The organism is Marinobacterium sediminicola, from assembly GCF_022343685.1.
Lineage (GTDB): Bacteria > Pseudomonadota > Gammaproteobacteria > Pseudomonadales > Balneatricaceae > Marinobacterium > Marinobacterium sediminicola.
The window spans coordinates 2885896-2912335 of the sequence record NZ_CP092123.1; the positions used below are offsets into that span (position 1 = coordinate 2885896).

Annotated in this window: 28 protein-coding genes; 5 read left to right on the top strand and 23 right to left on the bottom strand. The window is 58.9% G+C overall.

What is annotated here, in order from left to right; genetic code table 11:
• Positions 1–54: 54 nt before the first annotated feature.
• Entirely contained in the window at positions 55–1374 is a 1320-nt protein-coding gene (locus tag LN244_RS13115) for a Na+/H+ antiporter NhaC family protein (RefSeq protein ID WP_239040226.1), read from the bottom strand.
• A gap of 206 nt (positions 1375–1580) precedes the next feature.
• Positions 1581–2306 carry a monofunctional biosynthetic peptidoglycan transglycosylase gene (gene mtgA, locus LN244_RS13120; protein WP_239040227.1) on the bottom strand — a complete coding sequence of 242 codons (726 nt, stop codon included), beginning with the start codon at positions 2304–2306 and terminating at the stop codon, positions 1581–1583.
• A 102-nt stretch (positions 2307–2408) separates the two neighbouring features.
• Here mtgA and LN244_RS13125 point away from each other — a divergent pair, with 102 nt between their 5' ends.
• The 4 genes from LN244_RS13125 (at position 2409) to LN244_RS13140 (ending at position 5954) form a co-directional block, all read left to right on the top strand.
• A complete protein-coding gene (locus tag LN244_RS13125) occupies positions 2409–2741 on the top strand; it encodes a hypothetical protein (protein WP_239040228.1) in 333 nt (110 codons plus the stop codon).
• 71 nt (positions 2742–2812) lie between these two features.
• Positions 2813–4771, top strand: a complete 1959-nt coding sequence (locus LN244_RS13130; protein ID WP_239040229.1) for a copper resistance system multicopper oxidase — start codon at positions 2813–2815, stop codon at positions 4769–4771.
• A gap of 11 nt (positions 4772–4782) precedes the next feature.
• Positions 4783–5484: a copper resistance protein B gene (locus LN244_RS13135; protein ID WP_239040230.1), complete on the top strand. Its 702-nt coding sequence runs from the start codon at positions 4783–4785 to the stop codon at positions 5482–5484.
• Positions 5485–5567: 83 nt separating this feature from the next.
• Complete coding sequence (locus LN244_RS13140; protein WP_239040231.1) at positions 5568–5954, top strand: cytochrome b562; 387 nt, start codon at positions 5568–5570, stop codon at positions 5952–5954.
• A gap of 48 nt (positions 5955–6002) precedes the next feature.
• On the opposite strand, the gene LN244_RS13145 is transcribed toward LN244_RS13140, so the two are convergent.
• The 6 genes from LN244_RS13145 to LN244_RS13165 are packed head-to-tail and all read right to left on the bottom strand — an operon-like array spanning position 6003 to position 8882.
• Positions 6003–6140 carry a hypothetical protein gene (locus tag LN244_RS13145; protein ID WP_239040232.1) on the bottom strand — a complete coding sequence of 46 codons (138 nt, stop codon included), beginning with the start codon at positions 6138–6140 and terminating at the stop codon, positions 6003–6005.
• Complete coding sequence (locus tag LN244_RS16450; protein WP_275424688.1) at positions 6115–6249, bottom strand: hypothetical protein; 135 nt, start codon at positions 6247–6249, stop codon at positions 6115–6117. The genes LN244_RS13145 and LN244_RS16450 overlap by 26 nt, the downstream gene beginning before the upstream one ends.
• The gene (locus LN244_RS13150) at positions 6249–6857 is read right to left on the bottom strand and encodes a flavodoxin domain-containing protein (protein WP_239040233.1); all 609 of its coding nucleotides are present in this window, start codon (positions 6855–6857) and stop codon (positions 6249–6251) included. The genes LN244_RS16450 and LN244_RS13150 overlap by 1 nt, the downstream gene beginning before the upstream one ends.
• A complete protein-coding gene (locus LN244_RS13155; RefSeq protein ID WP_239040234.1) occupies positions 6854–7663 on the bottom strand; it encodes a DUF4198 domain-containing protein in 810 nt (269 codons plus the stop codon). Before LN244_RS13155 ends, LN244_RS13150 begins: the two co-directional genes overlap by 4 nt.
• Positions 7664–7691: 28 nt before the next feature.
• Positions 7692–8210 (bottom strand): DUF2271 domain-containing protein, encoded by a 519-nt coding sequence (locus LN244_RS13160; RefSeq protein WP_239040235.1) that lies wholly within the window; start codon positions 8208–8210, stop codon positions 7692–7694.
• A 9-nt stretch (positions 8211–8219) separates the two neighbouring features.
• Entirely contained in the window at positions 8220–8882 is a 663-nt protein-coding gene (locus tag LN244_RS13165) for a PepSY-associated TM helix domain-containing protein (RefSeq protein ID WP_239040236.1), read from the bottom strand.
• Positions 8883–9065: 183 nt separating this feature from the next.
• Here LN244_RS13165 and LN244_RS13170 point away from each other — a divergent pair, with 183 nt between their 5' ends.
• Complete coding sequence (locus LN244_RS13170) at positions 9066–11348, top strand: TonB-dependent receptor domain-containing protein (RefSeq protein ID WP_239040237.1); 2283 nt, start codon at positions 9066–9068, stop codon at positions 11346–11348.
• A 108-nt stretch (positions 11349–11456) separates the two neighbouring features.
• Here LN244_RS13170 and LN244_RS13175 read toward each other — a convergent pair whose 3' ends face one another.
• The 15 genes from LN244_RS13175 to LN244_RS13245 form a co-directional block, all read right to left on the bottom strand.
• A complete protein-coding gene (locus LN244_RS13175; RefSeq protein WP_239040238.1) occupies positions 11457–12836 on the bottom strand; it encodes a sodium-dependent transporter in 1380 nt (459 codons plus the stop codon).
• Positions 12837–12896: 60 nt separating this feature from the next.
• Positions 12897–14144 (bottom strand): tetratricopeptide repeat protein, encoded by a 1248-nt coding sequence (locus tag LN244_RS13180; protein ID WP_239040239.1) that lies wholly within the window; start codon positions 14142–14144, stop codon positions 12897–12899.
• Positions 14145–14147: 3 nt separating this feature from the next.
• Positions 14148–14810 carry an energy transducer TonB gene (locus LN244_RS13185; RefSeq protein ID WP_239040240.1) on the bottom strand — a complete coding sequence of 221 codons (663 nt, stop codon included), beginning with the start codon at positions 14808–14810 and terminating at the stop codon, positions 14148–14150.
• Positions 14810–15223, bottom strand: coding sequence for an ExbD/TolR family protein (locus LN244_RS13190; protein ID WP_239040241.1), 414 nt, complete (start codon positions 15221–15223; stop codon positions 14810–14812). Before LN244_RS13190 ends, LN244_RS13185 begins: the two co-directional genes overlap by 1 nt.
• The gene (locus LN244_RS13195; protein ID WP_239040242.1) at positions 15220–15717 is read right to left on the bottom strand and encodes a MotA/TolQ/ExbB proton channel family protein; all 498 of its coding nucleotides are present in this window, start codon (positions 15715–15717) and stop codon (positions 15220–15222) included. Before LN244_RS13195 ends, LN244_RS13190 begins: the two co-directional genes overlap by 4 nt.
• Positions 15707–17053 carry a MotA/TolQ/ExbB proton channel family protein gene (locus LN244_RS13200; protein WP_239040243.1) on the bottom strand — a complete coding sequence of 449 codons (1347 nt, stop codon included), beginning with the start codon at positions 17051–17053 and terminating at the stop codon, positions 15707–15709. Before LN244_RS13200 ends, LN244_RS13195 begins: the two co-directional genes overlap by 11 nt.
• Positions 17050–17832, bottom strand: coding sequence for a DUF3450 domain-containing protein (locus LN244_RS13205; RefSeq protein WP_239040244.1), 783 nt, complete (start codon positions 17830–17832; stop codon positions 17050–17052). The genes LN244_RS13200 and LN244_RS13205 overlap by 4 nt, the downstream gene beginning before the upstream one ends.
• A gap of 190 nt (positions 17833–18022) precedes the next feature.
• Positions 18023–19531 (bottom strand): fumarate hydratase, encoded by a 1509-nt coding sequence (locus LN244_RS13210; RefSeq protein ID WP_239040245.1) that lies wholly within the window; start codon positions 19529–19531, stop codon positions 18023–18025.
• Between the two features lie 133 nt (positions 19532–19664).
• Positions 19665–20558 (bottom strand): prenyltransferase, encoded by an 894-nt coding sequence (locus LN244_RS13215; RefSeq protein ID WP_239040246.1) that lies wholly within the window; start codon positions 20556–20558, stop codon positions 19665–19667.
• A gap of 71 nt (positions 20559–20629) precedes the next feature.
• Positions 20630–22003, bottom strand: a complete 1374-nt coding sequence (gene trhP, locus LN244_RS13220) for a prephenate-dependent tRNA uridine(34) hydroxylase TrhP (RefSeq protein WP_239040247.1) — start codon at positions 22001–22003, stop codon at positions 20630–20632.
• A 48-nt stretch (positions 22004–22051) separates the two neighbouring features.
• Entirely contained in the window at positions 22052–22609 is a 558-nt protein-coding gene (thpR, locus tag LN244_RS13225) for an RNA 2',3'-cyclic phosphodiesterase (protein ID WP_239040248.1), read from the bottom strand.
• Positions 22610–22641: 32 nt separating this feature from the next.
• On the bottom strand, positions 22642–23256 hold the full coding sequence (locus LN244_RS13230; protein ID WP_239040249.1) for a glutathione S-transferase family protein: 615 nt from the start codon (positions 23254–23256) through the stop codon (positions 22642–22644).
• A gap of 21 nt (positions 23257–23277) precedes the next feature.
• Positions 23278–24129: a coiled-coil domain-containing protein gene (locus LN244_RS13235; RefSeq protein ID WP_239040250.1), complete on the bottom strand. Its 852-nt coding sequence runs from the start codon at positions 24127–24129 to the stop codon at positions 23278–23280.
• 111 nt (positions 24130–24240) lie between these two features.
• Complete coding sequence (gene groL, locus LN244_RS13240) at positions 24241–25887, bottom strand: chaperonin GroEL (RefSeq protein WP_239040251.1); 1647 nt, start codon at positions 25885–25887, stop codon at positions 24241–24243.
• Between the two features lie 66 nt (positions 25888–25953).
• Positions 25954–26247, bottom strand: coding sequence for a co-chaperone GroES (locus LN244_RS13245; RefSeq protein ID WP_239040252.1), 294 nt, complete (start codon positions 26245–26247; stop codon positions 25954–25956).
• Positions 26248–26440 lie beyond the last annotated feature (193 nt).

Sequence of the window (26440 nt, forward strand, 5' to 3'; positions counted from 1 at the left end):
GCATCCACAGAAGCCGTTTTCACACCAGACAGCAGATATTTGCGTCTGCTTCGCTCAGCTTCGCGCTTTGGGCTGAGGGTAACCGATCACGATTGAGATCAGTGCCGCCGCAGCCAGTATCCAGCAATAGTGGATATTGCCAATGATCTCCAGCGGGGACAGCTTGGCGATAGAACCGGCCAACAGCACCTGGGCACCGTAGGGCAGCATCCCCTGTACCACACAGGAGAAGATATCCATCAGGCTGGCACTGCGCCTTGGATCGACCCCGTAACGCTGGGCAATATCCTTGGCCAGACCACCGGAGATGATGATCGCGACCGTATTGTTGGCGGTACACACGTTGGTCAGCGCCACAGCCGCGCTGATGCTGAACTCGCCGGAACGGCGATGTTTCCTGGGATCTTCGCTCTGGCGAGACAGCTTATCGATCATGCCCGCCAGCCACACCAGACCGCCCTGGGACTTCATCAGGGCACCCAGACCACCGATCAACAGGGACAGAATCAGAATCTCCTGCATGCCGGTGTAGCCGGCATAGATATCCTTGGACCATTGCGCCACGTTGTAGCCTTCGGTGGCAAAAAGACCCACGGCCCCTGCCAGCAGGATGCCGACGAACAGCACCAGCATAACGTTCAGTCCAGACAGCGCCAGCAACAGCACGGCCAGATACGGCAGCACTCTGATCAGTTCATAATCGCCCGGGGCTTCGACCTGTGCACTGCTGCCCTGAACATACAGCCACACCAGTGTCAGCAACGCCGCAGGCAGTGCGATCTTGAAGTTCAGACGGAACTTGTCGCGCATCTCACAGCCCTGAGTACGGGTGGCCGCAATGGTGGTATCAGAGATGATCGACAGGTTGTCGCCGAACATGGCACCACCCACCACGGTTCCTACGGTCAGCAGCAGCGACAGATCGGTGGCTTCGGCCACGCCCACCGCAATCGGAGCGATGGCCGCGATGGTACCCATGGAAGTACCCATCGAGGTTGCCACAAAGGCAGTGATCACGAACAGACCAGGCAATACCAGTTCCGGCGGAATGATGCTGAGACCGAAGTTGACCGTGGCATCAACGCCACCTACCGCCTTGGCGACACTGGCAAACGCGCCCGCGAGCAGGTAAATCAGCGCCATGGTGATGATGGTATTGTCGCCAACACCGGCAATGAAGGTTTCAATGCGCTCGTTCAGACGCCCCTTCTGCAACATCAACGCCAGAACAATAGCCGGCAGAATCGCCACTGGCGCGGAGATCTGGTAGAACGCAAAGTCAGTACCGGCTGCGTGATAATAAAGACCACTGCCGATAAACAGTGCCAGGAACAGCCCTAGAGGCAACAGGGCCAACGGAGAATTTTTCGTCATGTTGGTATCCGAATCATGCCTGACCGATCAGGTCAAATATTACTCACCACTTCGCCGGGTAGGCAAAGCAGCAAACGGAATCAAGAGGTTGCGCGCTTTATCGAGCAACTCGACAAGCGTCCATGCAGCAGAATGGCGTCATCATGCGCCGAGAAGGAGCCTTTTATACAGCAAATGCAATAAAAACTGAACCTTTTATAACCAGACTAATCCAGCCGTTCAATCCAATCCGGCCCCAGTTGTTGCATCTGTTGGCGAATCCAGTCGGCCTTCTGGCGCACATACGCACTGGCCGGCTGCGCCTGATAAAGCCAGGGGTTGGGCAGTATGGCCGCCAGCCTAGCCGCCTGATCGGCACTCACCTGTTCGATTGGCCGCTGATACCAGTACTCACTGGCCGCCCCCACGCCATAGACACCGGGCGCAAACTCGGCGATGTTCAGATACAACTCCAGTATACGCCGCTTCCCCAGAATGCCCTCAAGCATCAAGGCCAGAGGTGCTTCAAGAGCCTTGCGAACCCAGTCCCTCCCGGGCCAGAGGAACAGATTTTTGGCCGTCTGCTGGGTCAGTGTGCTGGCACCTCTAAGCCCCTTGCCGTCCAGGGCATCTTCCACCGCCTCGCGCACCGCCTGCAGATCAATCCCGCCATGCAACGGGAAACGCTGGTCTTCGGATGCGACCACCGCCAGTTGCACCTTGACAGGGATCTGCTCAATGTCGACCCAGTGGTGACGATAGTTATCCGGATAGCCCGCAGGTGTGGTCACTTCACGCCAGATCAGCCAGGACCAGATCGGCGGATCGATCACCTTCAGGCTGAGTATCAGCAGGGTGAGCAAAACTCCGAGAGCCAGCAAGGCACGCCACAACACACGCCACAGTGGACGAAACAGGTAGCAAAACAGTGGAGAAGAACGGCGGTTGGCCAAGGTGCCTCTGATGCATATGACTGGGAAATTGAACTTGCCGGAACTCTTGATCGAAGCACCGGTCTGCGTTTTATACTATGCCAAACTCCAAACGAGACTGTCATGTTTGATATGCACGCCAAACGACTGACCGGACTGCTGAGCACCGCAGCACTGATGCTGCTGTTGCTGATGCCTGTTCTGGCATCGGCGTCGCCCATGCCTGCCGATCAATCGGCCAGCGGCATGATGGCACATGAACATGACTGCTCTGATTCCAGCGATGGGGAGCTCGCCTGCTGGCAGCAGTGTTTGAGCAGCTGCACCAGCCACTGTGCTCCCGTATTGACCGGTCTTCCCGAACTGAGCAGCGCCGGCAACGTGCACGGCGCCCTGCCACCGAATCTCTACCATCCCCTGTTCCCGTCAGGGTTGCACCGCCCTCCAAGAGCCTGAAACGCAACGGATCACCGCCGCACTGCACTGTATGTGCGGCTCTACAATCGTTAGCAATTCAGGAGTACTTCATGAGCAAGGACAACAATCTGGCTGCGCCCTCACGACGCCGCTTCGTCCAGGGACTGGCCCTGGGTGGCCTGGTAACAGGACTGGGATTCAACGCACGCCCACTGTTGGCAGCAGCTACGCCGACAGCACAGTCACACCCCGTTTTGAGTGGCTCTGATTTCAATCTGGAGATCGGCCACCAGATCGTCAATTTCACCGGCAAGGAAAAGTTGGCCACCACCGTCAATGGATCGCTGCCGGCTCCCATTCTGCGCTGGCGAGAGGGCGACCGTGTTCGGCTGAACGTGCACAACAGGCTTGATACCGACTCGTCCATCCACTGGCACGGGATCATCCTGCCCACCGAGATGGACGGCGTCCCGGGACTGAGCTTTGATGGTATCGCCCCCGGTGAAACCTTCACCTACGAGTTCGATGTGCAGCAAAACGGTACCTACTGGTATCACAGCCACTCTGGCTTTCAGGAGCAAACCGGGCTCTACGGCGCCATCATCATCGACCCGAAGGAGCCCGAGCCGTTCAGTTACGACCGCGACCATGTGGTAATGCTGTCCGACTGGAGCGATACGCCGCCTGAGCGGATCTTTGCCAACCTGAAAAAGATGAGTCACTACTACAACCGTCGCGAGCGTAGCCTGACGGATGACCTCATTCCCGAGATTCAGCGCGACGGGATGAACACCGCTCTCTCTCGTCGGCAGATGTGGGAAAAGATGCGCATGAGTGATCGCGACATCTCCGACGTCACGGGTTACACCTACACCTTCCTGATGAATGGCCAGACACCGGCCACCGGCTGGACCGGCCTGTATACACCGGGGGAAAAAGTGCGCCTTCGCATCATCAATGCGGCAGCGATGACGTTCTTCGACCTGCGTATCCCCGGTCTGAAAATGACTGTCGTTGCCTGTGATGGCCAGTACGTGCAACCGGTCAGTGTGGACGAATTCCGTATTGGTGTGGCCGAAACCATCGACGTCATCGTCGAGCCGACGGAGCAGCGGGCCTACAGCCTTTTTGCCCAGGCGATCGACCGTTCCGGTTACGCCCACGGTCACCTGACTCCGGACCCGGCTCTGCGGGCCACACCGCCCGCGCTGGACCCAGCACCCGAACTGACTCACATGGATATGGGCATGGCCATGGACGCGCACGGACATGGCGAGCACTCCAGCCACGACATGCCCTCCATGGGCACAGATCACAGCCTGCATGGCATGTCGGCTCCGGTCAGCGGGATGATGCATCAAGACCATGCCGCGATGCCATCCGGTCAGACCTCCATGTCGCACTCCAATCACTCGAGCATGGCCATGGATCACGGTGTCATGACTCACGACCACGCCATGCCAGCCGGCATGCAGCATGGTTCCGGCCACGGACACCACGGATCGGGCCACGGGGCAGTACCAACCTATCAGGGTCACCCCCTCTCTGCCGGCATGACCATGCATGCCGACAGCGAGTACGGCCCCCATGTGGATATGCGGGCAGAAGATCCGCAGTATCGCCTGGACGATCCCGGCGTCGGGCTGCGCAACAATGGCCGCAAGGTCCTCACCTATGCCGATCTGCGCAGTTTTTATCCCACGCCGGACACCCGTGAACCGGGACGAGAGATTGAGCTGCACCTGACCGGCAACATGAGTCGCTACATGTGGTCGATCAATGGTATCCGTTATGCCGATGCCGAGCCGATCCACCTGCAATACGGAGAGCGTGTCCGCATTACGCTGGTCAATGACACCATGATGCCGCATCCGGTTCACCTGCACGGCATGTGGAGCGACCTTGAGACCGGTGATGCCACCCATCTGCCGCGCAAACACACGCTGGTGGTACAACCCGGTGCCCGCCTGAGCTATCTGGTGACTGCCGATGCCCGTGGCGAATGGGCATTCCACTGCCACCTGCTCTTTCACATGATGGGCATGTTCCGAAAAGTCGTGGTCAGCTGAGGAGACACGGTATGAAACTGCACAAACACTGGCCACTGCTGGCCCTGCTCACGCCTTCCCTTGCTCTGGCCGGCATGAGTGACGACCCGGTACTGGGCAAGCTGGACGTGAAGCAACTGGAGGGAGCCTACAGTGAAGGCGATACCCGCCTGAACTGGAACATCGAGGGCTGGCTGGGCACCGACTTCCACAAGCTGGTCTTGACCAGCGAAGGCTCAAGACTGGATGGGCGCAGTGAAGAACAGGAGCTGCGCCTGTTCTATCGTCGCGCCATCGCTCCCTACTGGGACCTGGAACTGGGGTGGCAGCATGAACCTCTGACAGACAGCCGTGATGATCGCGTCCTGGTGGGCGTCAGCGGCACCGCGCCCTGGTTCATCGAAACCGAAATGCACCTGTTGGCAGGCCCCGGCACCGACCTCACGGCTGAATTGAGCCTTGAGCGTGAAATCCGCCTGACGCGACAATGGGTGCTAAGCCCTGAAGTCGGCCTGACTGCACACAACTTCTCCGACCCGAACGAACACCAGGGCAGCGGCTTGGCCGATCTGCACCTGGAGCTGCGTCTGGCATGGGAAATACGTCCCGACTTTGCGCCCTACGTGGGCGTCAGCTGGGAGCGCAAGCTGGGCGACTCGGCCGATCTGGCACGAGACAGCGGCCATGAGGTCGACGAAACCCGGTGGCTGCTGGGTGTCCGTTTCTGGTTCTGAGCAGAACAATCTGGTTAAAAGGAAACATGATGCTGAAAACAATAACGACTGCACTTTTAACAACGAGCCTGTGGGTATTGCCAATGACTGGCAGCGCCCACAGCAACCACTGCCAGGATACTCAGCTGGGTGAACAGATGGAGTCTCTGAAGCAGCAGTTCAAGGCTTACCGTCAGGCGTTGTCGACAACAGACTGGTCGCAGATGCGCCTTGCACGTGAGGAAATGCTTCAGCTTACGCATGCCGCAGCGGATGAGCAGCCCCTGAAGCTGCACGACCTGCCTGTCGAGCAGCGGCCGGAAATGATGCAAGAGTACCGACAGGGGCTGGATCAGCTCACTGAACTGTTGCATCAGCTGGCACAGGCTGAACAGGCTCAGGACGCTGACGCAGCCTCTGATCTGGTCGGCCGCATTGGTCAGCACAGCAAGCAGAGTCACGAGGCACTGCGCAAGGATTGCGACGACTGACTTGCCCTCTCCCTGCCGCCGGTCCCGGACTGAGCGGCAGGATTTCATTCACAGTATGAAAGGTTGTCCATCCAGCCGATCATTGTCCCCCACGCCGGGTTGCCACACCTCGACAAAGCGCTCCCGAAACAGGAATTCCTGCACCGCATCGACCCCAGGCTCACGGGCGTGCTCGAACTGTGCCACGGTTTCCACGCCCTTCAGTATCACTGGTTTTGCCACTGGCCTTGGCAAATCCGATCAGCGCAGCGAAGAGCGCATCCGCACCCAGTCCGGACAGACGGTACAACGGCATCAATCAGCTTTCGGCAACAGCTGCCGAAACCAGACATCGAGCATCCTGGGATCCGCCTGGCTGACCTGAACCGGGGCAAACAGGGGCTTGGCGCCTGCCGCCTGCAAGTGCAGCGCGACGTCCAGACCGAAGGCGCAGAAACGGGGATAATTGCGGTCCCCCAGTGCCAGTAGGGCAAAGGGGCAGCCGGCATAGCGCATCGATACTTCCCCATCATCCCAACCGATGCCCGTTTTGGGTGCATCGCCATTCCCCGTGGTACTCACTACCAGCAGCAGTGCCCTTTCGGGCACTGGCACCGTCGAGAGTTGATTCAGTGCCACTGGCGCGGCCGTGAAACCCGCTTTGCGCAGGCGTTTACAGATTTCCTGAGCCAGCTGGCGGGCCGTTCCGGTTTCAGTGGCATAGGCGACACGGTAATCAGGGCAAGCATCCGTATCCGCCCCATCAGGACGGGCACGCCGCAAGGCAGCGGCCAGCACACCGGCGTACAACACCAGTGCAATGGACGCCCCCCAGCGTCGCTCAGACGCCAGGCCCTCCAGCTGCCAGACCAACAGCAAGGCCAGCCCCAGCAACAAGCACAGGCTTTTCAGGCCGATTTTCAAAGCGGCAACACCTCAAGCGTGGCACTGTAGCTCAGTCGGCGCTTGGCCCCGTCAATGTGCTGGCTCGGCTGCTCCAACTCCACTTCCAACCAGTACATGCCCGGTTCATCGAACACCAGCTCCACCCGGCCCTCTGCGTTGGTGGTCAATTCAATTTCCCCGACTTGATCGCGGTAACGGATGCCGTCACGAATGAGGAGCAGTGACAGTCCCTCCGCGGGGTTGCCATCCACCAGGAACTGGAAACTCACCGGCTCTTCGGTAACCAGGTCGTTGGGATGGGTCAAGGGGAGCAGTTCAATACCCTGCCCTGTCGGCTTGAAGTTGGCATTGCTCGGCTCCCCTCGGGTGACAAACACCTGCATGCGACTGTCGATTTCGCTGACCTGAAGATCGGTCGCATTGGCCGGAATTTCGTCAATTCTGTTCACCGGGCCGGACCAGCGTTTGGGTTCGCCATCCAGTTGGTAGCGTGCAAAAGCGCCCTGGCGGTGCATCTGCAGGGTATAGGTTCCCTCTTCGGTCAGCTCAACATCAAACATGGAACGGTAGCGTCCCTCCGCCCTGTTCTGGGCTTCAACCTGGGCACCGGTGGGAGACAGAATTTCCAGACGCTCAAGTCGCAACGGATGGTGCTCGAAGTAGAACAGGCTGTTGGAGACGGCACCGTCCACTGTGACCCAGGCATTGTCGCCAGACAACACGGTAGCCGACGGCAGCATCCAGGCACGGTGTGCCTGTGCGGTCGCCACCGCTCCCAACCCCAGCGCCAGCAGGGCACAGGCACTCAAGCGTTTGATATTCATAAGCACTCCTTCTCGTTCAATAGTCTGTTCAGGGCATTAACTGCAGAGCGACACGTCCCAGCTCATGCTCGCCCTGCTGCTGTTGCTGCTGCGTATGTGTGACGGGCCACTGGAACGGCAGGCGGATCACTTCGCGTCCGCCCACTTCACGGGCAGCCTCCACCACCAGGTGATATGCCCCTTCAGGCAGATTGGCCAGCTGCGGCGAATCCGCTGCAAAAAACAGCTCATGAGTGCCGACCGGGCGCGTAGCCCCCGACAGGCCATCTACCGGAAACTCCAGCTGGCGCCCACTGCGCCGCCACCAGAGACTCAGATCCTTGAGCCACTTGGTCCCCTCGTTATCCTTCATCTCCAGGTCGTACCAGACGGCCAGATCCTGCTGATGACGCCCCTTATCCGTTTCGATCCAGAGCGCCACATAGGGGCGGTGATATTCGGCCACCTGCAGCGACGGAATTTCCACCTGCACACTGAGCGCGACCGCCAGCACCGGGCCCGTCGCTGAAGACAGCAGCAGTGCCGCCGTCAGTTTTTTCCATTGCATACCCTCTCCTTAATGCACCAGCAAAACCGCCAGCAGCAGAGGCACCATCACCCCCAGCCCGGTGACCGGCCAGACCGCAGCCCGCTCACGGGCATGCAGCCAAAGCACGGCCAGCCCGGTAAGGCTGAACACCACGCACACCAGCGCAAAAAAATCGATGAACAGGCTCCAGGCCTGACCCGCATTCCGCCCCTTGTGCAGATCGTTCAGGTAGGCAATCCAGCCGCGGTCGGTGGACTCATAGAGCAACTCACCGCTTTCCAGGTCCACACTCAGCCAGGCATCGCCTCCCGGGCGAGGTAATGACAGGTAAACTTCGAATTCGGACCATTCTGGTTGACCTGATGGCAGGCTTAACTCATGCTGGCTCGACAACCAGTCCAGAAGCTCTGCCGGCAACAGGGCTTCGGACAGCTGCGCCTTACGCAAAGGCTGCAGCAGCTCGTCAGCCAGCTGCTCATTAATCGTCACCACCTGTTTCGAGGCGGGAATCTGGCCGGCATGGTTGAGCGTGAAACCGGTCAGGGCGAACAGCATCATGCCGAACAGTGCGAAGGCTGAGCTGATCCAGTGCCAGCTGAGTAACCGGCGCAGCCAGGTGGAACGACGCTGGCCCGACACCTCAACCTGATTTCCTCCGCTCCCTCCGGGTGTGACCTCTATGTCCTTCATTTGCCAACCTGTCCTGAACTCGATAGAGCGCAGAGAATATAGTAATTATCATTTACATACAACGAATGATAATGATTCTTACTATTGATTTAATTTTAACAAAACTTTAACCTCCTTCCCCGCTTGGAGATGCCGCGCCCAACGCAGCAACAGGCCGATAACAACCAGCAAAGGAGTTGAACCTTGAGAATTTCCCCCCAACACGCTGCCGCCGTGGCTCTTACCACCGCCATCGCCGCCGCCAACGCTCAGGCCAACAGCACAATCAATCAGGACACTGTTGTCGTCAGTGCGGCTGGCATCGAACAGAAATTGACCGATGCCCCTGCTTCCATCACCGTGATCAGCCAGGAAGAGCTCAAACAGAAACCCTACCTCACCCTGCTGGATGCAGTGCGTGAAGTGGAAGGGGTCGATGTGGGGGAGACCACGGACAAGACCGGTCAGGGCGGGATCAGCATCCGCGGCATGGGGGCCGATTACACCCTGATCCTGATCGATGGCAAACGCCAGAACAACATCGGTGACATCTACCCGAACAATTTCGGCGGCAACCAGTTCAACCATATTCCACCCAGGGAGATGATCGAACGCATTGAGATCATCCGTGGCCCCGCTTCAACGCTCTATGGCGCCGATGCCCTTGGGGGCGTCATCAACATCATCACCAAGAAGGTTGGCAGCGAGTGGCATGGCTCCGTGTCCCACAGCCAGACCATTGAGTCCAACGATGACTTTGGCAACGATCGCACCACCGACTTTTCCATCAGCGGCCCGATGATTGACGGCGTGCTGGGCCTTAACGTGCGAGGCAGTCTGTACCAGCGCGATGCGTCCACACCCGACTTTGACGATATCACCGATCCCAACGGTGACCCGGTACCGCGCGAGCTGGGTTACGGTGCCGGCGGCAAGACAGTCGACAACGAAAACCGCAATCTGGGCCTGAGGTTCGATTTCAAGCCGACCGATAACCAGTTGCTGATGCTCGACCTCGAGACCTCGCGTCAGGAATATGACAACGTGCCGGTGGACGGAGCCAACCCGCTGGGCACCACCGATAGCGTCGACCGCCTGCCCCGTGCCGGATATGCGCTGGAGCAGGAGTTCAGCCGTGACCAGGTATCTCTGACCCACGAAGGCGACTGGTCCTTCGGACACAGCACGGTCAGCCTGCACCATATCGCCACCAGCAATGATGGCCGCACCCTGCCACTGACCGCCGATGAGCGCCTGCTGTACGCGCAGATGGTTGCCAACGGTGCCACCGATGCCGAGATCGAGGCCGCGTTCCTGCCACGGCAGAAGCGGACACTGGAAACACGCCAGACCACGCTGGACGTTAAATTCGACAGCCAGATCGGCAACCACTGGCTGGTCTACGGTGGGCAGTACGTGGATGCGGAGATGGAAGACGGTACGTTCGGCATGAATGGCAGCGGTTTTGCGTCCGGTAACGTACAGGAACACAAGCAGTGGTCCCTGTTTGCTGAAGACAACTGGAGCATCACCCAGGACCTGACCCTGACCGGTGGTGTCCGCTATGATCACCACAACATCTTCGGTGGCCACGTCAGCCCGCGCGCCTACGCCAACTGGGCGATTTCGCCGGAGTGGACACTGAAAGGCGGTGTCAGCACCGGCTACAAGGCGCCCAAGGCCAGCGACCTCTACGACGGTATCACTGGTTTCGGCGGCCAGGGCACGCGCCCCTTCCATGGCACCCCGGACCTGGAACCGGAAACCAGCGTCAGCAGCGAGCTGGCGGTGTATTACTCCCACCCGGATGGCCATAACTTTAACGCCACACTGTTCTCCAACAGATTCAAGGACAAGATCGAGAGTGGCGATGGCATCTATCACTGTGACGACCCGGCGGCCGACGCCGACAACTGTGCCAACCTGGCGCCGGAATGGAATCAGGTACTCGGTAACGGCTACACCTTCAGTCAGCTGGTCAATATCGACAGCGCCCAGATCGACGGTGTCGAACTGGCCGGTAAACTGCATCTGACACCGACGCTGTACCTGCGCGTCAACTACACCTTCACCGATGCCCGCATCACCAGCGGCGACAACAAGGGCGAGCCGCTGAGCGGCACCGCCAAACACATGGCCAATGCCACGCTGAACTGGCAGGCAACGCCAAGCCTCAATACCTACCTGACCGCCGAGATGCGCTCCAAGCGCTTCACCAGTACACCGCGCGGCTGGGATGACGGTGTCGACTACCCGGAATACTACAAGGACTACACCCTCTATCACCTGGGCGCGAGCTATGAGGTGACGCGAAACCTGACCCTCAACGCCCGCATCAACAACCTGCTGGACGAGGACTTCACCACCTACCAGACGGTCTTTACCACCGAGGATGGTGGTGTTACCTGGGAGCCGAACTACATCGATGATTACAACGTCAAGGCCAAGTCCCGCAACTACTGGCTGTCCGCGACCTACAGTTTCTGAGTTGCCCTTCCCTGCACACAGCAAAAAGCGCCCTTCCGGGCGCTTTTTTTATTTTTCTGCAGAAACCTGCTGAACCAGCCCCCGAAGATCGGGAACTGCCCCTGAACGTTACAGCCCGATCAGACCGATTGCCTGCAAGAAGATCACCAGAATCACCACCGGCACCAGGAAACGGATCAGCAGCAGCCAGAGGCGATAACCCGCACTGTCTCCACCCAGTTCAAGTGCCGTGGTTTCCGGTTTCATCACCCAGGCGGTAAACAGCGCCATCAGCAGACCGCCCAGCGGCAGCATCCAGCCGGAGATCAGATAGTCCAGCGCCTCGAAGAAGGTCTTGCCAGCCAGGGTCCAGTCGGCCCCGATGTTGAACGAGAACACCGTGCCCAGACTGAGCAGCCAGATGCCGCTGCCGCCAAGCACGCTGGCCCGCAGCCGTGACATGCCTCGCTTCTCGGTCAGCCAGGCAATGGCGGGTTCTATCAGCGAGAACGCCGAGGTCAGTGCCGCCACCGACAACATGACGAAGAACAGGGTGCCAAACAGAGTGCCAAAGGGCATCTGACCAAAGGCAATCGGCAGGGTCACGAAGATCAGGCCGGGGCCGCCACCCGGTTCCAGGCCGTAGGCAAACACGATCGGGAAGATCGCCAACCCCGCCAACAGCGCGGCCGCCGTATCCAGCACCGCCACCAGAATCGAGGTGCGGGCGATGGAGATCTGCGGCGACAGGTAGGAACCGTAGATCATCATGGCACCGCCACCGATGCTGAGCGTAAAGAAGGCATGCCCCAGCGCAATCAGCACACCAGAGGCGCTGAGCTTGTCGAAGTCGGGCCGGAACATGAAATCGACCGCATCACCGAAGTGGCCAGTGGTCGCGGCATAGCCCACCAGGATCAGCAGAAACAGGAACAGCAGCGGCATCAACAGGTTGGCCGCTTTCTCGAGGCCCTGACGCACGCCTCGGCCGACAATTCCGAGGGTCAGCAGCAGCACCAGCGTGCTCCAGCCGACCAGCGGCAGCGGTTGCTGCAGGTGACTATCGAACAACTGGCCGATCTGCGGCGGCTGCATCGAGGTGAAGGTACCGGCAGCAGTCAGCGGGATGTAGGCCAGCGCCCAACCCGCCACCACAACATAGAAGCTGAGCAGCAGAAAGCCGGTCACCACACCCAGCCGACCGACATTTTTCCATGCGGGACTGGCGCCTGCCTCCTGCGCCAGCGACGCCATGGAGTTCACCGGGTTCTGCTGACCACGACGACCGATGAGTACTTCGGCCATCAGCATGGGCACGCCAAGCAACGCTATGCAGGCCAGATAGACAAGGATAAAGGCGCCGCCGCCGTTTTCACCGGCGACATAAGGGAACTTCCAGATGTTGCCCAGGCCAACGGCTGCCCCTGCTGCAGCCAGTACAAAAGAGATTCGAGTCGACCACTGCTGTTGCGGGGCTCGACCGGACAGGGATTCGGATGAATTGCGCATGATCTACACCTGGTTGAACAAGTGCGTATCCTGCCATATCCGGCGCCTTTTTTCTGCCCGTTAGCTGCGCCCCGTCTCCCGACGCGGCCCCGCAACCTGATCCAGATAGTTGAGCCAGCTTTGTGCCTGGGCTCGGGTGGCATCATGCTTGTGGGCACGGATAAAACTGGCCCGAGCCTGGTCATAGTTCGATCGATTAACGTCGGCAATGCCACTGAGCAAAAACAGGTCGGCCGCATCTGGCTTGAGTACTACTGCCTGATCAATGCTTCGTTTCATCGCATCCCAATGCTTGAGCTGCATGTCCAGGTAGGCGAGCTGCCGCCAGGTTTGGTAGTCCGGCTTGCGTTGGGCGATACGGTGAAGCGTCGCACGACCGGCCGTATACAGCTTCGCCTGCAACTGGGTTTGCGCCAGCAGCCGCTCATGCTTGAGCGTACGCTTTACCTGCTGTTTGGTCATCGCCTCATCCAGCAGCTCGGCCGCTCGTTGCGGCAGCCCCTGCTGCAGCAGCATCTGCGCCAGCCAGATGTACTGGTGTTCCTGACTGAACTGTCCGGCCAGCCAGGCGGCCCTGAGGGTGCTCAGCGCATCGGCATGGCGGTCACGGATCTGGTAGACGCTGGCCAGCTGTTCCCAGTACCGGGCCTTTTGTGGATAACAGTTAACCAGCAACTCCAGCACCGAAGTCGCGCCCTTCCATTGCTTGAGCTGAAAGTGCGCGGCCAGTTGCAGGCGATACCAGTCCTCAGGCGCTCGTCCTTTCATCTGGATCGCGGTCCTGACCGGCTGGATCACCCGCGACCACTGATCCAGCCGGGAGTATCCCTGTGCCAGCATCAGATAATCCTCGGCGCGAATGTTTTCGCTCTGGCCGCCCTGCGCACGTACCTGCTGCATCCACTGTTGCAGCGAAGCGACCCCCTTACGCCATTGCTCCTGCCCCATCTGCAGCTGGGCCACAGTATGCAGCAGGCGTCGCTGATCAGCCTGTGGCAAGGCGTCTAGTGCATAGGCGGCTGCGAAATGCTGGAGTGCGGCTTGTGACTGCTGTTGCACCAGCGCCAGGCTGCCCCGGAACTGTAGCGTATAAGCCCTGGCAGGCTTGCTCAGTTCCAGCGCCGACAAGGCTTTCAACACTTTCTCGGCCTGTGGATAATTTCCCTCGGCCAGTGCCTGCTGCGCCTGGCTCAGTTGCTGCAGCACGCCCGGCGACAGCTGCACCGTCTCGGCCATCGCACCAGCGCTGAATATCAGCCAGACCGGCAGCCCGACTGACAGACACAGAGATCGCATCATCCGTTTCATGATTTACTCCAGTTTGAACTCCAGCCGCTGACGAGTCCGGAAAGGGACGGCGGCACCGTTTTCGGTCAGTGGGTTGAAGCGCCAGCGCAGCAGCGCACGCTCAACGGCCCGATCGAACATGCCCGGCGGTTCGGCTTCGATAATCTTGAACGAGTCCGGCACCACTCGCCCCTTGCTGTCGACGGTAAACTCGGCCACCACATGGCCATGGATACGGCGGGTCAGCGCCCGCCGTGGATACTGCGGGTTCATCCGCGATACCGGTGTCGCGTTCAGGTTCACCGCCATGCCGGGCGATGGGGCCGGCGTGGCCACACTGATCGGCTGGGCAGCTGACAGGTCGACGGTGGCATTGATTTTCATGCCGACCTCAACCTTGGGTGTCGGCATATTGAGCGCAACCGAAGGCGTATTCATCGCCACCGGCGATGACATGTCCGGTGTCGATGGCGTCGGCGGCGGCTCCGGCAGCAGCTCAGGTGGCGGCAGGGACTCCCGCTCGCGCACCTGGATATCCGAGTCCAGCTTCAACCGGTGCAGATTGATTGCGGTGTGTACCGAGGGCTCGGGTTCCACCGTGCGTCCGATACCGGCCAGATGCGCCATCAGCAAAAACAGCAACAGACTGACCAGCAGCGCCGGCGGCAGGAACAACAACACTCGCATCAGTTAGTCCCTTCACGCGTCGCCACGGCAACCTGCTCCACACCGGACAGCTTGACCTGATCCATCACCTGCACCAGCAGGCCTGTCCTGGCGTCCTTGTCCGCCTGAATCATCACTCCCAGGTCGGGCTGCTCCACCTTGAGCCGCTCCAGCGTCGGCCGGATCATGCGCACATCCACCGGCTGGCGGTCCAGCCAGACTTCGTCCTGGGCAGTGATCGCCAGCATCACGCCCTGGTTTTCCTTGACCTCGGCGGTGTCTGATACCGGACGTTCGATCTCGATCCCCGCTTCACGCACGAAGCTGGTCGATACAATAAAAAAGATCAGCATGATGAACACGATATCGAGCATCGGCGTCATGTCGATCTCGGCATCGTTGTCCATCATCTCCAGATTAAGTCGTTGCCTCATCCTCTGGCTTCCTTCACATCCAGTCGAGTTCGTTGCAGTTGGCTCCAGCGCGCCAGTCGATTCCAGATCAGCAGGCCACTGACCGCCACCACCATGCCGGCCAGGGTCGGCAGAGTGGCACGGGCCACACCCGCCGCCATCAGCCGGGGATTACCCGTGCCATTCAGCGCCAGGGTGTCGAACAGGTGAATCATGCCGGTCACCGTGCCCAACAGACCGATCAACGGGCAGAGCGCCACGAGCGTGCGGATCAAGGGCAAGGCACCCTGCAGGTCCAGCAACAGATCGGCACGCTCCAGCCGGCGCCGACCACCACCCGGTAACATGCGGTAGCGACGAATACGGCGCGGGAAATCGAACCAGCGGAACCAGATCCTCTCCAGCAGCAGCGCCCAGAGCACCAGACTGACCAGCAGCAGCGACCAGAGCACCGGTCCACCGGCATTGAAGAAGCCCGCCAGAGCTGCTTCGAACTGGGCCAGATCAGGCAGCATGGCGGGCCTCTTCAGCATCGCTGAGTTGTTCACGCTGGGTCGCCAGCAGCGCCAGCCCCTTCTGCTGCAATAGCTGCAGCAGGCGGCGGCTGCGCGCCGCCAGCAGGCTATGGCAGAACAGCAGCGGAATGGCCACGCACAGCCCCAACACCGTGGTCATAAGTGCCTGAGAGATGCCACCGGCCATCAGTTTGGGATCGCCGGTGCCGAACAGGGTGATGCTCTGGAAAGTGCCGATCATGCCGGTGACGGTGCCCAGCAGGCCCAGCAGCGGCGCCACCGCCGCCACCAGCTTGAGCAGCGTCAGTCCGCGCTCCAGCAATGGTGCTTCCTTGAGCAGGGCCTCATCCACGCGCAGCTCGGTTTCATCCGAGGTGCGACCCGCCTGACCTGCCGCCAGCACACGCCCCAGTGGATTGCGCTCACAGGCCTCATCGCCATTGCGCAGTTGAGCCCGGACGCTGAGTTCGATTTTCAGCGTCGTCAGCAGTTTCCACAGCGCTACCAGCAGACCGATGCCACCCAGCGCCAGAATGATGTAGCCCACCAGTCCACCCTGAGCGATACGCTCTTTCAGGTTGGGGGTTTGTGACAGCAAGGCCAGCAGGTTGCCGCGGCTGGGATCCACCACCAGGGCTTCACCCTGTCCCTGTACAAAGGCCCGCGCCTGATCAACCACCTTGCCGGCTGGCTGTACCGGCAGCACCTGCAACTGATCACCGGCAAATTTCAGATAATGCCCCTGCTGCGTCAGCGCCGTGAAGGGACCGATCCGCAGCACCTCCATATCGCCACGTACACCGTTCGCCTGAATCACGGGCGCGGTAAAGCGGATGACTTCACCGGTGGCGGTCATTTCCTGCTGCAGCAGGAACCAGAGCCCTTCCATCTCGTTCAGCGTCGGGATACGTTTCAGGTCCGCAAAAGCCAGCAGTTCGGCACGCTCGGGGTATTGCGCGGATATCATGGAGTCATCCACCAGCCCTTTCAGCTCCTGCGCCTGCTGCTTAACAACGCCGAATACTTCGCCCAGCTGGCCAGTGCGCACCCGCAAGGTCTTGCCCTGCGAGGTCAGTGCATCTTCATTGCTTTGGAACTGCTCTTTAAGCCTGGTCTGCTCGTCTTCGGCCTTCGCCAGGCGTGCCTTGGCCTGTTCCAGCAACGCCTGCTGACGAGCATGACCGGAACGAAACTCCGCCAGGCGCACGGTATCGACCTGATGATCACTGGCTGCCTGGGAACGCACCTGCTGCAACAGCTGCTGCAGCTCATTGGCCTGGGTGGGCATGCTGATTACCAGCAACAGCACGGTCAGTGTACGGGTCAAAACCATCATGAAGCCCCTCCGTTCTGGTCAATGGAGGTCAACTCCACAGGCAGTTCGAGCAGTTCGGGTACGGACTGCTGCCGGGCCATACTGATACCCTTGCGGATCGGCCAGCCGAAGTCAGACCCAAGCTGCTCCCAGCCCCCCTTCTGGCGACTCCAGCGACCGCTCTCCTCGCCATCCAGCGTCTGGTAGTAAAAGGCTACGCGCCCCAGACGCAGGAAGGTGACTTCACGGGCTTGATTGCCCTGATCCAGGGTGCCACTCCAGGCTTCCAGGGTGCGGCCGTATTCCGCCTCGATCTGGTAGGCCTCCAGAATCTGGCGATACTTCTCTGCCAGGCTGATGTCGGCACGGTCCAGCAGACGTGCCAGACGCTCGACACGTTGCTCACGCTCTTCGGTCAGGAACGGCAGATCCCGAGCCACAAACTGTTTCAGCATCGCGTGCATCCTTACCAGCAACGGCAAGGCGGCTTGCTCGGTGTGCGCAAGAGTGTTCAATTGCTCGTCGATATCGACCAATTCACGCACCTGATCTTCAACCATGCGTGATAACTGGCGGTTGTATGCCTCTATCAGCTCAGTCTGACGCAAGGTGGCGCTGTAGGTTTCGTAGTTCTCTCGGGTCTGTTGATCCAGCTGATCAATACTGCGCTGCACCTGTGCACCTTGCCTGTGAGCCTGCTCCAGGACTTGCTGGTTTTGCTCCAGGGTACCGGCCTGAGACAATCCAGGCAGCAGTACCGGCACAGACAGCATGACCACTTTAAATGGCATCCGGTCCATGTAAAACTCAATTAGTAAGGTTAATGAAAACGATTTGCATTATTTACTATTTGAGCAATACATTCAATCTGCGCATCAATTCCTTGATCGACGTGCCTGCCAATAGACACGAAGATGCATTGATGACAGGCAATAAAAAACCCCGCCGAAGCGGGGTTTCATCAATCAGGGGTGGATCAGGAATTCAGCATCAAACCGCCTTGTGGGCGATGATATCTTTCCACTTGGCCGGGCCGGTGGTGTGAACAGACTCACCGGAAGTATCGACGGCCACGGTGACCGGCATATCCTTCACTTCAAATTCGTAGATCGCTTCCATACCCAGTTCCGGGAAGGCAATAACGTCAGCATGAGTGATCGCCTTGGATACCAGGTAAGCTGCACCGCCCACTGCCATCAGGTAGACCGCCTGATTGTCCTTGATCGCGTCGATGGCAATCGGACCACGCTCGGACTTGCCGATCATGCCCAGCAGGCCTGTGCTTTCCAGGATCTGGCGAGTGAACTTGTCCATACGGGTAGAGGTGGTCGGACCCGCCGGACCTACCACTTCATCACGGACGGGATCGACCGGACCCACGTAGTAGATGAAGCGGCCTTTCAGATCGACCGGCAGCTCTTCACCGTTGTTCAGCATTTCGACCATGCGCTTGTGCGCAGCGTCGCGACCGGTCAGCATCTTGCCGTTCAGCAGGATGGTCTCACCGACCTTCCACTCTTTCACCGCTTCCGGGGTAATTTCGTCCAGGTTCACTCGACGGGTGTTGGCACCGACCTCGAAGGTCACTTCCGGCCAGTCATCCAGGCTCGGCGGCGTCAGTACAGCCGGACCGTTGCCGTTCAGGGTGAAGTGGGTGTGACGGGTGGCGGCACAGTTCGGGATCATGCACACCGGCAGAGACGCCGCGTGAGTCGGGTAGTCCTTGATTTTAACGTCCAGGATGGTGGTCAGACCGCCCAGACCCTGAGCCCCGATACCCAGCGCGTTGACCGCGTCCATGATCTCCAGACGCAGCTCTTCAACACGGTTCTGAGGACCGCGCTCACGCAGCTCGTGGATGTCGATCGGATCCATCAGGGACTCTTTCGCCATCACGGCCGCCTTCTCGGCGGTACCGCCGATACCGATACCCAGCATGCCCGGCGGACACCAGCCGGCACCCATGGTCGGCACGGTCTTGACGATCCAGTCCACAATGCTGTCGGACGGGTTGAGCATCGCCATCTTGGACTTGTTCTCGGAACCACCGCCTTTGGCCGCCACATGGACTTCCACTTCGTCGCCTTCGACGATCTCGTAGTGGATGACCGCCGGAGTGTTGTCCTTGGTGTTCTGACGCTTGCCGGCCGGGTCCGCCAGGATGGAGGCACGCAGCACATTGTCCGGGTTCATATAGGCGCGACGCACGCCTTCATTGACCATGTCGGTCACGGACATCTTGGCATCCCACTGCACGTTCATGCCGACTTTCAGGAATACGGTTACGATACCTGTATCCTGACAGATCGGACGGTGGCCTTCGGCACACATGCGGGAGTTGATCAGGATCTGCGCCATGGCGTCTTTCGCCGCCGGGTTTTCCTCTTTCAGATAGGCTTCATGCACACCCTGCACGAAGTCGATCGGGTGGTAGTAGGAAATGAACTGCAGCGCATCGGCGATGCTGCTGATGAAATCATCCTGGCGAATAACGCTCATTGACGACTCTCCAATCTGGCTTGGTTTGTGTTCATGCGGTCGGAGGCGCCCCGGTTGGGCACGTCCGAGCACTGGCAGAATCTGGTGCCGCATTATACATCAATTTGGCAATGCGACTTCTCAGGTATTGGTATTAGACAGACAATGGCCAGGGATCGGCCAGAGCCACACAGAAAAGCACACCGAACCCCAACAGCAGTCGTGCAGTGGCTGGCGTCAGCGGCCCTCTTTGCCCGGCAGGCGCTTGCAGCAGGCCTACCGGCTTGAGTGCCAGCGGCAGGCTCAACAACAGCCAGAAGGCTCCCGGTAACAGTCCAAGCGCCATCAACAGCGCCACCACCAGATAGGCGGCAGCCATCAGGCCGAAGTAAATTCTCACTGCAGGCTGGTAGCCAATCTTCACCGCCAGTGTCTGCAGACCGTCACGACGGTCGGTCTCGTAGTCACGCAACTCGTTGCTCAGCAACAGCAGTGACACCAGCAGGCTGACCGGCAGGGTATGCAGTGCCAGTGCAAGACTTATGGACGCCCCCAATGCCACAGCGCTGCCGGCGATCATCAAAACCCCCATCAGCCAGAACACCAGAATCACGCCCAACCCGCGGTTTTTATAATTGATCGGGCTCACGGTGTAGCCCAGGGCACCAATCAGCCCGAGCAGGCACAGCAGCAAAAAGCCCAGGCCCCGCTCAATGACGAAATGAAAGCCGATGGCCGCTGCCAGCAAAAAGCAAAGCATGCCAACACGAAAGTTGCGGCGAATGGCCTCGATCCGGCGTCCATCCTGCGACTGCTGTCTCAGCAGTTTGATATCGGCATGATCATTGATCAGGTTGACACCGGCCTGTAACAGCACTCCGCCAATCAACACCATCACCGCTTCGACTGGGTCGATCCATTGCTGCTGCGCGGCCAGCAGAATCCCGATCAGACAGGTCACCAGCGCGACCGGAAAGGAGAAAGGCCTCAAGGCACGGAAGAAGGCATATTTGCCAAGATCCTGAGGGGCCGTGTACGACATGCTCATTGCCTCTATCCAGTATCATCCATCAGGAATAAAAAGAGGGAGCCAGGCTCCCTCACTGTCCGACGGCAGCCTCAGCCCCGTTCGGGTGCATTGGGCAGGTCGCGCATCAACAGCGCATAGGTCATATCGGTATCGAAGTCGACCGGAACGCTGACTCGATGACCGGAGCCTGGCGCCACTTCTGTATGCTGGCCTTTCTTGTTCAGCATTTCCTGGAGCTTGAAGCGCTTGTTCCCGGCCGGCGTCATCAATTCCAGAGTGTCACCCAGCTCGAAGCGGTTCTTGACGTCGATTTCGATGAAGCCCTTCTGCGCATCATGGCCGACGATTTCCCCCACAAACTGCTGATGAACACCAACGGAACTGCCGGTTTCATAGTTCTGGTACTCATCATGCACATGGCGACGGTAGAAGCCCTCGGTATAACCGCGGTTGGCCAGGTTTTCCAGCACATCCATCAGGTTCATATCGAAAGGTTTGCCAGCGACGGCATCGTCGATTGCCTGGCGATAAGCCTGAGCGGTGCGAGCAACATAATAATGGGACTTGGTACGCCCTTCGATCTTGAGCGAATCGATCCCCATCTCGGCCAGTTTATGCACGTGCTGGATCGCACGCAGGTCCTTGGAGTTCATGATATAGGTGCCGTGCTCATCCTCGAACGCCGGCATATATTCGCCGGGACGCGTCTCCTCCTGCAGCAGGAAGATCTTGTCGCTCGGCTTGCCTTCACCCAGGGCAGGCTGTTCGCCAGCCGCCGCCTCGGCAGGATCAAACGACTGCACCGGCGCTTGTACCGGCACTACATCACCGGACTCGTCTTCCTTCGCCTCATGAGCATCGTACTTCCAGCGGCAAGCGTTGGTACAGGTACCCTGGTTCGGATCACGGTGATTGATGTACCCGGAGAGCAGGCAGCGGCCGGAGTATGCGATGCACAGCGAGCCGTGCACAAATACTTCCAGCTCGATCTCCGGACACTGCTGGCGAATCTCGGCCACTTCATCCAGCGACAGTTCACGGGAGAGGATGATGCGTTCGATACCGGCGCGGTGCCAGAACTTCACCGATGCCCAGTTCATGGTGTTGGACTGTACAGACAGATGGATCGGCAGATCCGGGTACTTGTCCTTGACCATCATGATCAGACCGGGATCGGACATGATCAAAGCATCCGGCCCCATGGCAATTACCGGGTCCAGATCCTTCATGTAGGTCTTGAGCTTGGAGTTGTGCGGCAGGATGTTGCTCGCCACGAAAAACTTCTTGCCCAGCTCATGGGCGATGCGAATGCCTTCGGCCAGATTGTCGTGGGTGAAATCGTTATTGCGCACCCGCAGGCTGTAGCGCGGCTGACCCGCGTAAACCGCATCCGCCCCATAGGCGAAAGCGTACTTCATGTTTTTCAGCGTCCCGGCCGGGGACAGCAATTCTGGTGTTCGCATAGAATCTGTAACTACTTGAGGTTAACGGGCCTGAGTCCGGACACGGGCTCAGGCAGACAGGTGGACTTCAAACAGTGGCGTATAGATGGAACCACGCTCCCCGGGGCGGCTCTGGAACAGCACGACCGAGTCTGCCGGCGTGATCAGTCCAGGCTGAGGCCAATGTTCGGGAGCCTCGAAGCGGTTCTTGGCCGGCAGGCGTGCCAGCGTCACATGGGGCATGAAGTCGCGCTCATCATATCGGATTCCGGCTTTTTTGGCGATATTGACCATACGATCATGCAGGGCATAGAGCTGTTCATGATCGCTGATCAGCGCAGCCAGAACCCCCAGCCGCGGATTGGCCTTGTAATAGCCCAGCTGATCCAGAGGCACCATGAAGCCGGACTGTTCCGCCAGTGCCTCACGGGTCAAATGCTCCAGCTCGGTCACCTGATCCAGACTGATGTTGCCGAGAAAGCAGAGCGTCAAATGGTAGTTGGATGAGTCCACCCAATGAGCATCCAGCCCGCGGTCATATTCACACAGCGTATCAGCACAGTCAGACAAAGGCCGCGCGATACGCTCTGGAATCGGCAATGCAAAAAATGTTCTGATCTTGTTCATAACAGACGCCTGTCTTCATGCGACAGGCTGCTTCATCCTTTTGCTTTAGCCATCAGACGTTTTTGTGCCGGATGCGACAGCACTGACTTGATCCAGCGATGTACTTCGGGATAGACACTGTAGTCGAACCCTGCCAGTTTCGGCCAGCTCAGCACCATGGCGCCATGAATATCCGCAATGGTGAAATGATTCCCACTGATCCACTCACGCCCCGTCAACTGTTGCTCCAGCAGCGGCAGGAAGCGGTTCAACTCGGCGCTGGCACGGTCGAGAACAGCCTGATCGGGCTCACCCTGGCTGAACTTGAACTGGATCAGCATATCCAGTGCCGGCACTTCCATCTGGTTACTGATATACAGAGACCAGCGCAGGATATCCGCCTCGGCGGCAGGGGTTTCAGCCCACAGGCGTCCATTGCCGTACTGGCGCGCCAGATAGTAAAGGATGGCCTGGGTCTCGAACAGCACCAGGTCACCGTCCACCAGTGTCGGAATCTTACCGGTCGGGTTCAATGCCCGATATTCTTCTGACCGCGTCTGCTCGCTGCGCGGCAGCATGTCGACCGCTTCATACTCAAGCCCCAACTCCTCCAGCGCCAGCATAACCATACCGGCACGGGAAAACACACTGCCATATACCTTGATCATTGTTGATTCTCCATGGAGGTTTCAGCCTTGCTCCAAACGCAGCTGCAAGCTGTTCAATTGCTGACGAATGCGTAACAGATCCTGACTCAACTGTCGGCGGGTTCCGTCGATCGCCTTGATCGCCTGTTCATTTTGACGAATACGCTGTGCCAGCTGGGCAGAGACATCCGACCCACCCGCCAGCTCCGTCAGCTGATCGGTGAGCTGCTTTTGTACTCTGAGGCGCCCTTCGCTTTCCAGTCTCAAACCTTGCTCAAGCGTGTCCATTTGTTTTTCGGCTGCCGCCAGACGTACCTGCAAGGCCTCTTTTTGGGCTACCAGCTCAGCCTTGAGTGAACCGGCCTGTGCCAGTGCATCGCTCGCTTTGGCAGCCTCCTTGCCCAGAGTTACCAGCGTTTTTTCCGCTTCAGCCATCTGAGTCTGCAGCTGTTTCAGCTGCACCGCAAGCTGCTCAAGTTGAGGCTTGTTGCGCTGATAGGCGATGGTCCAAAGCTTGGCGATTTCCGAATCGAAATGCGTGAACCGCTCTTTCATGCGAGCGTCTACATCCTGCAAACGCTGCTGCAGCGTCTGGCCGGACTGCTCCGCACTGTCGGAAGTGACCTCCAGCAAGGCTTCAAGCGACTCGACTCTTGACTGCGCCTGTCCCAACTGCGCCTGCAACTGCTGCAGCTGTTCCTGCTGCTGCATCAGGGTGTAGCCCAGATAGCCACCTCCGGCCACCAATAGCAGCAGAATGACCGTGATCAGGAGACCACCACTCCCTTTGTCCTGACTGGCTTGCGGTACACGCCCCGCATGACGCGGCGCCGGCTCAACGACCAGGGATTCCAACCCTTCCGGGTTCAGGCCCGGCTCCTTACGCTCACTCATCGATGTTCATTCTTTGCTGTCCAACAGGCGCTCAACCCTAGCAGGTTTGCCAAAAACGAAAAAGCCCCGCTGTGGCGGGGCTTGGTATCGATCAGGGGATCGGGGGCATGATTACATCATGCCGCCCATGCCACCCATGCCGCCCATGCCGCCCATATCCGGCATGCCGCCTGCATTTTCTTCCGGATGATCAGCAACCATGGCTTCGGTGGTGATCATCAGACCGGCGATAGACGCAGCCGCCTGCAGTGCAGAACGGGTTACCTTGGCCGGGTCGATGATACCCATTTCCATCATGTCGCCGTACTCTTCGGTACCTGCGTTGAAACCGAAAGCACCTTCACCTGCGCGAACCTTGTTCACAACCACGGAACCTTCGCCACCGGCGTTGGCGACGATCTGGCGCAGCGGAGCTTCCATGGCACGCAGGGCCAGCTGGATACCGATGGTCTGATCGTGGTTGTCGCCCTGCAGGCCTTCAACCTTGCTCAGCGCACGGATCAAAGCAACACCGCCGCCCGGTACCACACCTTCTTCAACAGCTGCGCGAGTGGCGTGCAGCGCATCGTCAACTCGGGCTTTCTTCTCTTTCATTTCGACTTCGGTCGCGGCACCGATCTTGATCACGGCAACACCGCCCGCCAGCTTGGCAACACGTTCCTGCAGCTTCTCGCGGTCGTAGTCGGAAGAGGTTTCTTCGATCTGCGCACGGATCTGCTGAACACGGGCATCGATGTCAGCCTTGGCACCGGCACCATCAACAATCACGGTGTTTTCCTTGGTGATGTTGACACGCTTGGCAGTACCCAGCTGCTCCAGAGTCACGGTATCCAGGCTCAGGCCGATCTCTTCAGAGATTACCTGACCACCGCTGATGATCGCGATATCCTGCAGCATCGCCTTGCGACGGTCACCGAAGCCCGGTGCCTTCACGGCAGACACCTTGACGATGCCGCGCATGTTGTTGACCACCAGAGTTGCCAGCGCTTCACCTTCAACGTCTTCAGCGATGATCAGCAGCGGACGGGATGCCTTGGCAACCTGCTCCAGAGCCGGCAGCAGCTCACGGATGTTGGTGATTTTCTTGTCGACCAGCAGGATGAACGGGTCTTCCAGCTCGCAGGTCATGGTGTCCTGGTTGTTGATGAAGTACGGAGACAGGTAACCGCGGTCGAACTGCATACCTTCTACAACGTCCAGCTCGTTATCGAAACCGGAACCTTCTTCAACAGTGATAACACCATCCTTGCCGACCTTTTCCATCGCTTCGGCGATGATGCTGCCGACAGCAACGTCAGAGTTGGCAGAGATGGTACCAACCTGAGCGATGGCCTTGGAATCTTCACAGGGAACAGACATCTCGGCCAGCTGCTGAACGACCGCAGCCGCCGCCTTGTCGATACCGCGCTTCAGGTCCATCGGGTTCATGCCAGCCGCTACGGACTTCAGGCCTTCGTTCACGATCGCCTGCGCCAGAACGGTCGCAGTGGTAGTACCGTCACCCGCAACATCGTTGGCCTTGGAAGCCACTTCCTTGACCATCTGTGCGCCCATGTTTTCGAACTTGTCTTTCAGTTCGATTTCCTTGGCGACGGAAACACCGTCTTTGGTCACGGTCGGCGCACCGAAAGCCTTGTCCAGTACCACGTTGCGGCCTTTCGGGCCCAGAGTGGTCTTAACCGCATCTGCCAGAATATTCACGCCCTGCAGCATGCGCTGACGAGCATCATCACCAAAACGTACGTCTTTAGCAGCCATTGTTAGCTAGTCCTGTATCTGTAATCGAGTTAAAAAGTTGACGATTTAAGCGACGCGAAGCTGATATCAGTCTTCCAGGACGCCGTAGATCTCACTTTCCTGCATGATCAGCAGTTCATCGCCGTCGATCTTGACGGTATTAGAACCGGCATATTGGCCGAAGAGGACCTTATCACCCACTTTTACGGACGGTGCCTGAACATCACCGTTGTTCAGTGTACGACCCGGGCCGACTGCCACGACTTCGCCACGGTTAGGCTTCTCAGCTGCAGAGCCCGGCAGGACGATACCGCCAGCCGTAGTGGTCTCTTCTTCGCTGCGACGAACTACAACACGGTCGTGAAGTGGACGAATTTTCATCTGGTTGTTCTCCTGGTATCTAGGATCCAATGCGATGTTGTTGTTAATAGGGGCATTCAATGCCCAAAAACGATTTGCATCTTAAATGGGGGAAGGCCAACAGGTTTTCAATACCCGGACAACAATTTTTTTTCGGTCAACGGCACCCCATTCTGATGACACAGAGATGAGGGCCATCGATGAGATTTCAAGC